At 71.1% G+C, this 13,415-nt stretch carries 9 protein-coding genes; 3 read left to right on the plus strand and 6 right to left on the minus strand.

From position 1 onward, the window contains the following. Window positions 1-192: 192 nt before the first annotated feature. On the minus strand, window positions 193-558 hold the full coding sequence (locus tag ABZX90_RS15635) for an MGMT family protein (protein WP_351128884.1): 366 nt from the start codon (window positions 556-558) through the stop codon (window positions 193-195). Between the two features lie 185 nt (window positions 559-743). On the opposite strand from ABZX90_RS15635, the gene ABZX90_RS15640 reads away from it, so the two are divergent. The 3 genes from ABZX90_RS15640 to ABZX90_RS15650 all read left to right on the plus strand — a co-directional run bounded on the left by ABZX90_RS15640 (window position 744) and on the right by ABZX90_RS15650 (window position 6,956). Further along, entirely contained in the window at window positions 744-3,587 is a 2,844-nt protein-coding gene (locus ABZX90_RS15640; RefSeq protein ID WP_355205163.1) for a lysylphosphatidylglycerol synthase transmembrane domain-containing protein, read from the plus strand. Between the two features lie 157 nt (window positions 3,588-3,744). Beyond that, window positions 3,745-5,289 (plus strand): alpha/beta hydrolase, encoded by a 1,545-nt coding sequence (locus ABZX90_RS15645; protein ID WP_351128880.1) that lies wholly within the window; start codon window positions 3,745-3,747, stop codon window positions 5,287-5,289. Between the two features lie 116 nt (window positions 5,290-5,405). Next, window positions 5,406-6,956, plus strand: a complete 1,551-nt coding sequence (locus ABZX90_RS15650) for an alpha/beta hydrolase (RefSeq protein WP_355205166.1) — start codon at window positions 5,406-5,408, stop codon at window positions 6,954-6,956. A 71-nt stretch (window positions 6,957-7,027) separates the two neighbouring features. Here ABZX90_RS15650 and moeZ read toward each other — a convergent pair whose 3' ends face one another. The 5 genes from moeZ to ABZX90_RS15675 all read right to left on the minus strand — a co-directional run bounded on the left by moeZ (window position 7,028) and on the right by ABZX90_RS15675 (window position 13,283). Next, window positions 7,028-8,206 (minus strand): adenylyltransferase/sulfurtransferase MoeZ, encoded by a 1,179-nt coding sequence (gene moeZ / locus ABZX90_RS15655; protein ID WP_351128875.1) that lies wholly within the window; start codon window positions 8,204-8,206, stop codon window positions 7,028-7,030. A gap of 63 nt (window positions 8,207-8,269) precedes the next feature. Next, a complete protein-coding gene (locus ABZX90_RS15660; RefSeq protein ID WP_355205169.1) occupies window positions 8,270-9,019 on the minus strand; it encodes a spherulation-specific family 4 protein in 750 nt (249 codons plus the stop codon). Continuing rightward, window positions 9,007-9,978, minus strand: a complete 972-nt coding sequence (locus ABZX90_RS15665) for an NAD-dependent epimerase/dehydratase family protein (RefSeq protein WP_351128869.1) — start codon at window positions 9,976-9,978, stop codon at window positions 9,007-9,009. Before ABZX90_RS15665 ends, ABZX90_RS15660 begins: the two co-directional genes overlap by 13 nt. 246 nt (window positions 9,979-10,224) lie before the next feature. Next, window positions 10,225-11,532 carry a hypothetical protein gene (locus ABZX90_RS15670; RefSeq protein ID WP_355205172.1) on the minus strand — a complete coding sequence of 436 codons (1,308 nt, stop codon included), beginning with the start codon at window positions 11,530-11,532 and terminating at the stop codon, window positions 10,225-10,227. Beyond that, on the minus strand, window positions 11,529-13,283 hold the full coding sequence (locus tag ABZX90_RS15675) for a DUF3492 domain-containing protein (protein WP_355205469.1): 1,755 nt from the start codon (window positions 13,281-13,283) through the stop codon (window positions 11,529-11,531). The genes ABZX90_RS15670 and ABZX90_RS15675 overlap by 4 nt, the downstream gene beginning before the upstream one ends. Window positions 13,284-13,415 lie beyond the last annotated feature (132 nt).

Here is a 13,415-nt window from a genome sequence, read left to right on the forward strand (position 1 = left end):
GGTGACCGCGGGGTGAGGGGGACGCGTCCCGACGACGCTACGCCGGTGCGGTTCGCGGAAGGAGGGCTTCCGATTCTTCCCTCACGCCACGCGCGTCCCGCCCTTCACGAACGTACGGCATGTCACGGATGTGCCTCGTTTCCCTCGTACGGGCCTCAGTTTCCCCTTCGGCCCCGTGAATGCCCGAAGCTGTCAGGTGTGACCTTCCGCGCGTTCGCTTCCGTCCCATCGCGCCCGTCTCATGTCGATGCGTGGCAGATGCCCCTCGGAGGCCCGGCTCGCCTCCTTCAGAGGCGTGCCTTCGGCGCGGTAGTGGGCCAGCGCGTCCAGCTCGTGGCCGGGGAGCAGCGCACCGTCGGCGCGTACGACACGCCACCACGGAACCGCTCCGCCGTAGAGGGCCATCACACGGCCCACCTGCCGCGGCCCGCCCTGTTCCAGCCATTCCGCGACGTCGCCGTACGTCATGACGCGCCCGGGCGGGATCAGCTCGGCGACTTCAAGGACCCGCTCCGCGTACTCCGGCAGGGCGTCCACCGGAAGGCTCTCCTCGCTCATCCGCCCCATCCTGCCCCACCCCACCGACAACGTGACCCGGCGGCGGCCGTGCGGATCCCTCGCCCCGGAGTGACGCTTGGGACGGGCTGTGGGCCCCGCATTTGCACCCTGATGCCCCCGTGTGTCGGTCGGGCATGCCACCATCGTGCGGGCGGTGACTGGTGATACGAGATCAAGAAGAGACCATGAGGCAGCAGGGCGTGCACCCCGAAGACGCGGAGGGCACCTCCGATGCCTCGTCACGCCCGGACACCGTCGGCGGCGACGAGAAGGACACGGACGACAGGGCGGGCGAGTCCGCCGCCGTGACGTCCGAAGCGTCCGAAGCCGAGGCCGAGGAAGCGCCTCCTGAGACCCACGACACCGTGTCCAGGGCCCGCGAAGACGAGAAGCCGCAGGTCAAGCGGGACGCCGACTGTGCCGACGAGGCCCACGCCGACGAGGTCGAAGGCGACGAGCCGCTGCTCCCCGCGCGCGTGCACCGCCCGTCCGACCTGATGCGGCTCCTGGTCGGCGTTCTCGCGATCGTGGTGCTGCTCGCCATCGCCGCGTTCGCGCACGGCACCACCTCGGGGCTCGAACAGGACATCAACAAGGGCACCGGGCAGGCACCCGATCTACTGATCAAGATCGCGGGGCTGGCGTCGAGCATCGCGATCCTCCTGGTACCGGTCGCCTTCGCCATCGAGCGACTGATCAAGCGCGACGGACTGCGCATCGCCGACGGCGTCCTCGCCGCGGTCCTCGCGCACGGAGTGACCCTCGCCACGGACCTCTGGGTCGCGAAGGGCGCCCCGGACTCCATCCAGGAGGCACTCACCCAGCCCTCGCCGGGTGACATCCACGCCCTCACCGACCCGGTGCACGGCTACCTCGCACCGGTCATCGCCTATATGACGGCCGTCGGCATGTCCCGCAGACCGCGCTGGCGCGGCGTGCTCTGGGTCGTGCTGCTCCTCGACGCCTTCTCCATGCTGGTGACCGGCTACACGACGCCGTTCTCGATCATCCTGACGGTGCTGATCGGCTGGACCGTCGCCTACGGGACGCTGTACGCGGTCGGTTCGCCGAACGTGCGGCCCACCGGGCGGACGCTGATGGCGGGCCTTCGGCACGTCGGCTTCCACCCGGTCAGCGCGGCCCGCGAGGAGGTGCCGGAGGCCACGGAGAGCGGCGACCGCGGCCGGCGCTACTTCGTCACCCTGGAGGACGGCCCGCCGCTTGACGTCACGGTCGTCGACCGCGAGCAGCAGGCGCAGGGCTTCTTCTACCGTGTCTGGCGCCGTCTGACGCTGCGCGGCATCACCACACGCCGCAGCCTGCAGTCGCTGCGCCAGGCCCTGGAGCAGGAAGCCCTCCTCGCGTACGCGGCGATCGCGGCCGGGGCCAACGCGCCCAAGCTGATCGCGACCTCCGAGCTGGGCCCGGACGCCGTGATGCTCGTCTACGAGCACACCGGCGGCCGCACCCTCGACTCGCTGCCCGACGAGCTCGTCACCGACGATCTGCTGCGCGACACCTGGCACCAGGTCCAGGCGCTCCAGTCCCGGCGCATCGCGCACCGCCGGCTCGCGGGCGACGCCATTCTGGTGGATCGTTCCGGCACGGTGATCCTCACCGATCTGCGCGGCGGCGAGATCGCGGCCGGCGATCTGCTGCTGCGCGTGGACATCGCCCAGCTGGTGACCACCCTCGGACTGCGTGTGGGCGCCGAGCGGGCGGTGGCGTCGGCGGTCGGCGTGCTCGGCCCGGACGCGGTCGCGAACTGCCTGCCCATGCTCCAGCCGATCGCGTTGACGCGCTCCACACGCGCGACACTGCGGAAACTCGCCCGGGAACGCTCGCAGCGCGAACGCGAGGCGGTGCTGGAGGCCTCACGGCAGGCCAGGCTCGCCCGCGCCGAGGAAGCGACGGAAGCGGCCACGCCCGTACCGGAGAAGCCCGGCAAGAAGGCCGTACGCGCCGAACAGCGCGCCGAGAAGCGGGCGATCGACGAGGCCCTGGACGAGGCGCGCGAGGAGGATCTGCTCACCCAGATCCGCCACCAGGTGCTGCTCATCAGGCCCCAGGCACCCGTCGAGCCCGCCCGCCTGGAGCGGGTCCGGCCCCGCACGCTGATCAGTTTCATCGCCGGAGCGATCGGCGCGTACTTCCTGCTGACCCAGCTCACCCACATCGAGTTCGGAACCCTCTTCGACAACGCCGAGTGGGGCTGGGTCGCGGCGGCCGCGCTGTTCTCCGCCCTCAGCTACTTCGCGGCGGCGATGAGCCTGCTCGGCTTCGTGCCCGAGCGGGTGCCGTTCATGCGGACCGCGGCGGCGCAGGTCGCCGGTTCGTTCGTGAAGATCGTGGCGCCCGCCGCGGTCGGCGGCGTCGCCCTCAACACGCGCTTCCTGCAGCGGGCCGGCGTGCGGCCCGGACTCGCGGTGGCGAGCGTCGGCGCGTCGCAGCTGTTCGGGCTCGGCTGCCACATCCTGATGCTGCTCTCCTTCGGTTATCTGACCGGTACGGAGAAGACGCCCTCCCTGTCGCCGTCCCGTACGGTCATCGCGGGTCTGCTGACCGTCGCGGTTCTCGTCCTCGTGGTGACGTCGGTGCCACTGCTGCGCAAGTTCGTCTCCACGCGCGTACGGTCGCTGTTCGCGGGCGTCGTACCGCGCATGCTCGACGTGCTGCAGCGCCCGCAGAAGCTCGTCACCGGCATCGGCGGCATGCTGCTGCTGACGGCCTGCTTCGTGATGTGCCTGGACGCGTCGATCCGCGCGTTCGGCAACGAGCAGACGACCACACTCAGCCTCGCCAGTGTCGCCGTCGTCTTCCTCGCCGGTAACGCGCTCGGTTCGGCGGCGCCCACCCCCGGTGGTGTCGGCGCGGTCGAGGCGACCCTCACCGTCGGCCTGATCGCGGTCGGCCTCCCCAAGGAGGTCGCGGCGCCCGCGGTGCTGCTCTACCGGCTCCTGACGCTGTGGATTCCGGTGCTGCCGGGGTGGCTGTTCTTCAACCATCTGACACGCAAGGGCGCGCTCTAGGGTCCGCGCCAGGACGGTCCCGTACGCGCCTCGGCCCCGCGTACGGACCGTCCCGTACCTACCGCCGTACACCTCACGCACGAGCCTCCCGGTACGCCCTCACCCACACGGCTCGTGCCCCGAGCGCCCCACCCGGGGCGCCCGCAGGATGGGGAACATGCCGAACCCCGCTCAGCTGCGCGCCGCTGCCCTGACCGTCACCGCCGTCCTGCTGACCTCATGGGTGTCCGGCTGCAGCAGTGAGTCCAAGGACGAGGATCTGACGGCACAGAAGCTGAGCTGGAAGGAGTGCCCGGCACCCTCCGAGGCCGAGGGCGGCGGCAACGCCCCCTCACCCCTGCCCGGCGGTACGGAGTGGCAGTGCGCCACCTTGAAGGTGCCCCTCGACTGGGCCGACCCCAAGGGCAAGACCATCGGGCTCGCGCTGATCCGGGCGAGGACGAGCGGCGAGCCGAGCAAGCGCATCGGCTCGCTCATCTTCAACTTCGGAGGCCCTGGCGGCTCGGGCGTCACCACCCTGCCCGCCTTCGGCAAGGGCTACGCGGCCCTGCGCACCCGCTACGACCTGGTGAGTTTCGATCCGCGTGGCGTCGGCCGCAGCGCGGGCGTGAAATGCGAGAACGACCAGCAGCTCGACGAGTACTTCCAACAGGACGGCACTCCGGACGACACCGCCGAGCAGCAAGAACTCCTGCGGAACACCAGGACGTTCAACGAGGCGTGCGAGAAGAACTCCGGCAAGGTCCTCCCCCATGTGCGCACCACGGACGCGGCCCGCGACATGGACCTGATGCGGCAGGTCCTCGGCGACGACAAACTCCACTACTTCGGCATCTCGTACGGCACCGAACTGGGCGGGGTCTACGCCCACCTGTTCCCCAAGAACGTGGGCCGCGCAGTCTTCGACGGGGTCGTCGATCCGACAGAGAACGCGGAACAGAGCTCCCTCGGACAGGCCAAGGGCTTCCAGCTCGCGCTCGACAACTTCGCCGAGGACTGCACCTCGAAGGTCGAAGACTGCCCCATCGGTGACACCGCGCAGGACGTCAAGGACCGCATCGCCGAACTGCTGAAGGACCTCGAGACCAAGCCGATCCCCGGTGTCTTCCCGCGCGAGCTCACCCAGACCGCCGCGACCAGCGGCATCGCGCAGTCGCTGTACTCCAAGGACTTCTGGGAGTACCTGACGGAGGGACTTCAGCAGGCGTACGACGGCGACGGCAGGGTGCTGATGCTGCTGTCGGACTCGATGAACGGACGCAGCGAGAACGGCCAGTACAGCAACATCACCGCGGCGAACATCTCCATCAACTGCGCCGACGACAAACCGCGTTACACCGCGGACTATGTGCAGTCGAAGGTTCCGGAGTTCCGGGCCGCCTCCCCGCTGTTCGGCGACTATCTGGCCTGGGGCATGGTCAGTTGCACCGACTGGGCCGTGGCGGGAGCGGCCGATCACCCGGACGTGAGCGCCCCCGGCGCCGCACCGATCCTCGTGGTCGGCAACACCGGCGACCCCGCCACCCCGTACGAGGGCGCTCGGGCGATGGTGGATGCGCTCGGCAAGGGCGTCGGAGTCCAGCTGACGTACAAGGGCCAGGGGCACGGAGCGTACGACAGCAAGAACAAGTGTGTGCAGGGCGCGGTGAACGGCTATCTACTGCAGGGCACCGTGCCGTCGGCCGACACCGTCTGCTCCTAGAAAGTCGCAGGTCAGGGCGTTATCCACAGGTCTCGGCGTTGGTCGGCGGCAGCCGCCTACTATTGCCTGCATGTGATCCGCGACTTCGGGCGGACCACGGGCAAGGGGGGACGCTCATGACACGTTTCGCTCGGTGGACGGCCGCGGCCGCCGCCGCGTTGCTGGTGGCCGGCTGCAGCGGTGGCTCGTCCGGTGACGGCAAGGACGAGGGGAAGAACGGCGACGGACCGTCGGCCACCGCGCCGTCTTCCGGCGGGTCGGGGCTGCCCGCCTCACTCACCTCGCAAAAACTCGACTGGGGCCGCTGCAAAGGCACTTCGGACTCCCCCGCGCCCGGGAGCGGCTGGCAGTGCGCGACGCTCAAGGTGCCGCTGGACTACGCGAAGCCGGGTGGCGGGACGATCGGCCTCGCGCTCATCCGCTCGAAGGCGACCGGCGGCCAGGACAAGCGCATCGGCTCGCTCCTGTTCAACTTCGGTGGCCCCGGCGGCTCGGGCATCTCCACGATGCCGTCGTACGAGAGCGTCGTCGGCTCGCTGCACGACCGCTACGACCTGGTGAGCTGGGACCCGCGCGGAGTGGCCGCCAGCGAAGGCGTGCGGTGCCGCGGGGACAAGGCGATCCAGGCCTCCGAGTCGGTGGACGCCACACCGGACGACGCGGCCGAGGAGGCGGCGTACTTCAAGGACGCCACGGACTTCGGCAAGGGCTGCGAGAAAGCCGCCGGGGCTCTGATGTCCCATGTCTCGACGACCGACACGGCCCGCGACATGGACCTGATGCGCCAGGTCCTCGGCGACGGCCGGATGCACTACTTCGGCATCTCCTACGGCACCGAACTGGGCGGCGTGTACGCCCACTTGTTCCCGAAGAACGTGGGACGCCTGGTGCTGGACGCGGTCGTCGACCCGAGCGCCGACACCGTGGGCCACGCCAAGAACCAGACCCTGGGCTTCCAGCGCGCCCTGGACGACTACCTCAAGTCCACCGGCCAGGACCCGAAGCAGGGCTCCCGGAAGATCGCGGACCTGCTGAAGCGGATCGACGCGAAGCCGCTGCCCACCGCCGGCGGGCGCAAGCTCAGCCAGACCCTGGCCCTCACCGGCATCGTGCTGCCGCTGTACAGCAAGGAGGGCTGGCCGACCCTCACCGGCGCTCTGAAGGACGCCGAGGAAGGGGACGGTTCGGCCCTGCTGACGCTCGCCGACAGGTACAACGAACGCGACGCCTCGGGGCGCTACGGCACGACGACGCATTCGCAACGGGTCATATCGTGCCTGGACGACAAGCAGCGCCCGACTCCCGAGGAGACGAGGAAGCGGCTGCCCGAGTTCGAGAAGATCTCGCCCGTCTTCGGGGAGTTCATGGGCTGGGACACTGCGGGCTGGTGCCACGACTGGCCGGTGTCCGGTCAGTACGACACCCCCGAGGTCAGTGCGCCCGGAGCCGAACCCGTCCTGATCGTCGGCAACACCGGGGACCCGGCGACACCCTACGAGGGTGCCCGCAGGATGGCGGACGAGCTCGGCAAGGGCGTCGGCGTGGAGCTCACCTGGAAGGGCGAGGGCCATGGGGCCTACGGGAGTGGGAGCGACTGCGTCGACTCGACCGTGAACAGCTATCTGCTGGACGGGACGGTGCCGAAGGACGGCAAGGTCTGTTCATGACGACGGCGGGGGTTTCGCGAACACCCGGTTCGCGAAACCCCCGCCATCAAAAGAGCGGGTCGGACCGCCGGTCAGTACACCGGCTTCTCGGGCTCGATCTGGTGGACCCAGCCGATCACACCGCCGCCGACGTGCACCGCGTCGGAGAAACCGGCGGACTTCAGGACGGCGAGGACCTCCGCACTACGGACACCCGTCTTGCAGTGCAGGACGATCTTCTTGTCCTGCGGCAGGGTCTCCAGGGCGGTGCCCATGAGGAACTCGTTCTTCGGGATCAGCTTCGCGCCGGGGATCGAGACGATCTCGTACTCGTTGATCTCGCGGACGTCGATGATCTCGATGTTCTCGCCGTCGTCGATCCACTCCTTGAGCTGCTTGGGAGTGATCGTCGAGCCGGCGGCCGCCTCCTGCGCCTCCTCGGACACGACGCCGCAGAAGGCCTCGTAGTCGATGAGCTCGGTGACGGTGGGGTTCGCGCCGCAGACCGCGCAGTCCGGGTCCTTGCGGACCTTGACCTGGCGGTACTGCATCTCCAGGGCGTCGTAGATCATCAATCGGCCGACGAGCGGCTCGCCGATGCCCGCGAGGAGCTTGATCGCCTCGTTGACCTGGATGGAGCCGATGGACGCGCACAGCACGCCGAGGACACCACCCTCGGCGCAGGAGGGGACCATGCCGGGCGGCGGGGGCTCCGGGTAGAGGCAGCGGTAGCAGGGACCGTGCTCGGACCAGAACACGGAGGCCTGGCCGTCGAAGCGGTAGATCGAGCCCCAGACGTACGGCTTGTTGAGCAGCACGCACGCGTCGTTGACCAGGTAGCGGGTCGCGAAGTTGTCCGTGCCGTCGACGATCAGGTCGTACTGGCTGAAGATGTCCATCACGTTCTCGGCCTCGAGCCGCTCTTCGTGAAGGACGACGTTCACGTACGGGTTGATGCCCAGTACGGAATCGCGCGCGGACGCCGCCTTGGAACGGCCGATGTCCGCCTGGCTGTGGATGATCTGGCGCTGCAGGTTCGACTCGTCGACCTCGTCGAACTCCACGATGCCGAGCGTGCCGACGCCCGCCGCGGCCAGGTACATCAGCGCCGGCGATCCGAGGCCGCCGGCGCCCACACACAGCACCTTGGCGTTCTTCAGCCGCTTCTGCCCGTCCATCCCCACATCGGGGATGATCAGGTGGCGGGAGTACCTGCGGACCTCGTCTACGGTGAGCTCAGAGGCTGGCTCGACCAGGGGTGGCAGCGACACGGGGACTCCGTTGGTCGGTCAATCACTACAGTTGTTCTCCGCGTAACACTGCCACGCCCTTCTTCATTCCGAGACACCCGTTCCGATCCGCGAGACGATCTCGTCCCAGTAGCCGGGCATCGCCTCCCAGGGGTCGGCCGTCCCGCCGTGATCCGAGCGGTCGGTGAAGTAGATCGTCGAGGCGCCCTGCCAGCGGGCGATGCGCAGGGCCTCGTCCAGATGGCCTCGCGGCACACCGTGCACGAAGTGGCAGAAACGCTCGGAGGGATGGTCGGCGGTCCACTCGGCGACCTGCGACCAGCGGTACTCGGTCCAGGGGCCCGAGAAGGTCACCAGCTGGTCGGCGCTCTCGGCATAGCCCGGGTACGGATGGGTGCCGTGGCCCAGCACGATGTGGGCACCGTCGCGGAGCGTGCGGAGCGCGCCGACCGTGCGGCGGACCTCGGGGAGCGCGGCGCGTTCGGTGGGGCAGCGGTCGAGGAGGAATCCGTCGGCCTGATACCAGTCGAGGAAGCGTTGCGCGTCGGAGATCAGCTCACCGGACGTGCGCGCTCCATAGGTGCTGTCCAGGAGTCCCAGCACCCGGACGCCCGCGTTGCGCAACCGTCCCGAGGCCTCCAGACAGCGTGGGTCGGGTCGCGCGCCAGGACCGTTGTCCACGTTCAGGACGACCCAGTGCAAGGGGGTGCCGGGGCGGGTGAGTTCGTCCCATTCCACGGCGGCTACGAGGGGGTGCGCGAAGCCGGGGATGCCGAAGCCGAGTCCTAAGTCGGTGCTCGCGCTGCCGGTTGCGGTGCTGGTCAGATACGACATGCCGCCTCCATCCAGATATCTGCGAGGGATTCCTCGAGATTGATCCGGGGCCGCCAGCCGAGCCGGTCGCGTGCGGTGCGCACATCGGCCTGCTGCCAGCTGCCGCAGCCGTCCGGGTAGGGGTACGCGACCGGGGCCGCGTGGTCGAGTTCGGGGCGCGGGTGGCCGATGGACGCCCTCATCGACAGGCCGCCCGAGCCGGGCGGGCCGTCGAGTTCGTGCAGGGTGCCGCCGTAGCCGGCCACGCGTGCGAGGACGGCGGCGGCGTCGCGGAGGCGTACGGCACGGCCCGAGCCGATGTTGATCACGCCCTGAGCGGCGGAGAGGGAGGCCGCGTGGACGGCGCGGGCGACATCGCGGACGTCGATGAAGTCGCGTTGGACGCCGAGACCGCCGAGTTTGAGTTCGCCGTCGCTGGACTGCATGGCGCGGCGCAGCGCTTCGGCGAGCCGGCCGAGCGGGGATCCGGCTGGTGTGCCGGGTCCCGCGGGCGAGAAGACACGGAGCACGACGGCGTCGAGGCCGGAGCCTAGGACGAGTTCGGTCGCGGCGAGTTTGCTCACTCCGTACGGGCCGCCGGGGCGCGGCACGGCGTCCTCCGCGGTGGAGGACCCGGGCTGGCTGGGTCCGTACTCGGCGCCACAGCCGATCTGGACGAGCCGGGCCCCGCAGCCGCTGCGCCGCAGGGCCTCGCAGACGGTGGCGACGGCGACGGTGTTGTGCCGGGTCAGTTCGCGGGCGCCACCGCGGGTGGCGCCCGCGCAGTTGATGACGACTCCGGGGTGCACCGCGTCCAGGAAGCGGGTGAGTGCGCCGGGGCTGCCCGAGGCGAGGTCGAACCGTACGTCGGCGTCGTCGCCCCGGCCGAGCGCGGTGAGCTGCACGGCCGGGTCGGCGAGCAGTCTGTCGGCGACGAAACGGCCGAGGTAGCCGTTGGCTCCGATCAGCAGGACCCTCATCGGGCGGCTCCCGGGGCGGATTCTCCGGTTCGGGAGGTGATCATCTGACTGTCTCCTTCGAGATGGTGCCGTAGGTCGTGGAGAGGGCCCGCGGTGTCGGCCCCGCGGGAGATAAGGGGCCCGGCTCCGGGACGTTGTCCAGGACACCGGGGAGGACTCACGGCGGTGGGGGCGCCGTGGGCCGGTTGCGGGCGGCTTCGGTCCACCTGGCCGCCGGGCTCGGTGTGTCGGGGCGCGGATCGCGGCTCATGGGGCCTCGCAGGGCAGCGCGTGGGCGGAGGCGCGGGTCAGGGTGCGGGTCGCGTGGACGAGGAGGACGAGGGCACCCGCCCCGCAGGCCAGGGCGGGTACGGCGCCGGGTCCCGCCGCCTCGACGAGGCTGTCGAAGGGGGTGGCCAGGAACGAGCAGCCGGGCAGACGAGCGGCGAAGACCGTGGCGAGGGCGGTGGCCTGCGCCGCGCCGGCACCGGCGAGCACGACGGCCGGAGTCTGGGTGAAGCCGCGCGCCGTCAGCAGCCGCGCGAGCAGGAGCAGTGCGCCGAGAGCACCGGCACCGGCGTAGGCGGGCTGCTCGTGCAGTGCCGTTCCGCACAGCGCGAGCAGCCCGCCCAGCGCACACAGGAACAGGCCGAACGCCCCGAGGAGCAGAGGCCGTACGGAGGCGGCGAACTCCTCCAGTCCGCGGCTCGTGCTCAGTCGGCGACGGGCACGGGCCACGAAGAGGTGGGCGCACCAGGCCGCCGGGGCGCAGGCCAGGGCGAGGGCCAGCACGGGCGCGGTGGCCAAGGGCCAGGGGCCGTCCGGGGCGCCGTCGAGGCCGGCCCTCAGCAGTCCGTCACCGAGGAGGGCGTACGCGATGAGCCAGCATGTCCACGCGCGTGTGGCGCTCGTCGTGCGGTGCCGGGTGCTCAGGGGGCCACGACGGAGGGCGACGCACAGGCCCACCGTCATGGCCAGGGCACCGAACGCGGCGACGGCGAGGCGCGGTTGCCCGTCGGTGAGCCGCAGCCCGACGACGACGGCCGCAGCGAGGGCACCCGGCACCAGGGCGAGCGCCGCCCAGGAGGAGCGCGTGCCGGGGCGTCCCGGAGTCTCGGTGCGGGGCGCGGACTCACCGTCGCGCGGCACGCGCGCGTACAACTCCTCGGCGAGCGAGAAGACGTCCCGGTGCCGGAACCGCACGGCGGTCCGGTCGGTCACGCCGTGCGCCTCCAGACCCGCCGCGATCTCCAGCGGGTCCACGGCCCGCTCACAGAGCTCGCGGTGCCGGTGCATCAGCGCCTTCACGGGGTCCACCGCGCCGCGCCGCCCGGTGGGCTTGCGCACACCGCGGAAGCCGTCACCCGCCGAATCCACGCCGTCCGCTCCAACGCCGATGGCGGCCCCCTCACCCCCGCTCGGCGCCCGTATGTCCGTCTCCTCCGCCGCCGTCGGCAGCCACTCCTCGGACCGCTCGTCCCATGTGCGGAAGCCCGTCGGCGTCTGGGGCCGGTCCGGTTCACCCAGGTCGTCGAGAGCGCTCGGGGCGCCCGGTCCGCCGCTGTCGATCGTCACGCGCCCTCCCCCACGGAAACGGGCATCGGCATCGGCACCGGTGCCGGCGGTGTGGCTCGTACCGGTGCCCCCTCCGCCCATCGCGGTCGGCCCGCGGCCATGAGGCGGGTCTCGGTCCAGCACCCGGGCACGTGGGCCTCGGCGGGGACGCCGAAAGGCAACGGCTCCCCCTCGTCGTCCACCAATACCCGACGCACCGGGGCGTGCGAGACGATCTCCAGGTAAATGCCGTGAAATGCCGTGACGTTCTGCTCGACGGTGAAGAGTTCGAGGGCGCGTGCGCGGGCGGCCGCTCCCAGGCGCTCGCGGCGCTCGGGATCGCGCAACAGCGCCACGCAGGCCTCCGCGAGCGCCCGCGGATTGCGCGGCGGCACCACCAGTCCCGTACCGCCGATGACCTCCACGACCGCGCCCACGTCCGTGGAGACGGTGGCCCGGCCGCAGAACATGGCCTCGACGAGACTGATCGGGAAGCCCTCGACGACGCTGGAGAGGACGATCAGGGCTCCGGAGGCGTAGGCCTCCGCGAGGTTCGGGACCTCCGGACCGCCGATCTCCTCGAAGGACACCGGGTTGTCGCCGACCGCGTGGACGCCCTCCGCCTCGTCGGGGAAGAGCTGCGCGGCCAGCGCCCTGCAGTGGGCCAGGTAGGTCGCGCCGTCCGGACCGTCGGCGGGGGCGCCGACGATCCGCAGCCGGGTCTTCGGCTCCTCCTTGCGGATCTCCGCGAAGGAGTGGAGCAGGGAGATCAGGTCCTTGGCCGGTTCGATGCGGCCGACCCACACCAGCGTGTCGGGGTCCGCGCACCGGCTGCCCGCCGCGCCCTCCCCGACGTCCGCGAAGCGCGCGGCCTCCATGCCGGGATAGACGGTGCGCAGCTTCGCGCGGTCGGCGCCGCAGCGCTCCTGCCAACGGCGGGCGTGCGTGTTGCCGGGCGTGATGAGCGCGGCCGCGCGGTAGACCTCGGCGGCGAGGCCGCCGTGGAACGCGGCGAGCAGCGCACGAACGGCGGGGGCCTCTTCGAGGGTCGCGGCGGCCAGGTAGTGCGCCCGTAGCTGCACGCCGTACTCGGTGACCAGCAGCGGGACGCCGAAGAAGTGCCGGGCGAGGAGGCCGGGCAGCGCCGCCGCTCCGCCGGCCGCGGCGTGGCAGAGGTCGACCGAGCCGAGCCCGTCGTCCTCGTACCAGTCCAGGGAGAGGGGGCGCAGGACGCGCTCGATGTGCGCGGCGACGGTGAGCAGATCGGGTACACGTGCGGCACGCGCCGTGCGGAGTGCTCCGGGCGCGCGGCAGGCGCCTTCCAAGGCACGCACCGCGCTCTCGGAACGCAGGGCGCCGATGAGTCCGGCCTCGTCCCGGGCGAGTTCGGCCAGCCCGTACAGCGCGCTGGCGAAACGGTCCGCCTCGACGCCGACGGAATCCGACGCGTTCCCGGAGACCTCCGCGCCCGCCGCCTCCGGCCCCCCGCACACCGCCGCGGCCAGTTCCCCGTACGCCTCGGCGAACCGGCGCCGCGCCCGGCGGCCGTACACCGCCCCGTCGCTCCGGGTCGTCCACAGCGGTGCCGTGCGCACGCGGCCGACGTGGGGCGGCAGTTGGACCCAGCCCTCGTCCTCCTGGCGCTCGGTGCGGCTGAGCGCGTAGATGTCGAACTCGTGCTGCCCGAGCCCGCGCACGAGCCGGTCGCACCAGAGCCTGGCGTCACCGCTCACATACGGATAGCCACCCTCCGTCAGCAGTCCGATGCGCACGAGCACACCCCCGATCTCCCGTATGAGGAGCCGCCGTTGACCCGGCGGCTCGCAGCGGGACGAACGTATGCGGACAAGGCGGTGGCGCGACGGACGGTTGTCCATCGCGCCACCAGAAGGGGTGAACGGCCG

It is taken from the genome of Streptomyces sp. NPDC002935 (assembly GCF_040611295.1).
Lineage (GTDB): Bacteria > Actinomycetota > Actinomycetes > Streptomycetales > Streptomycetaceae > Streptomyces.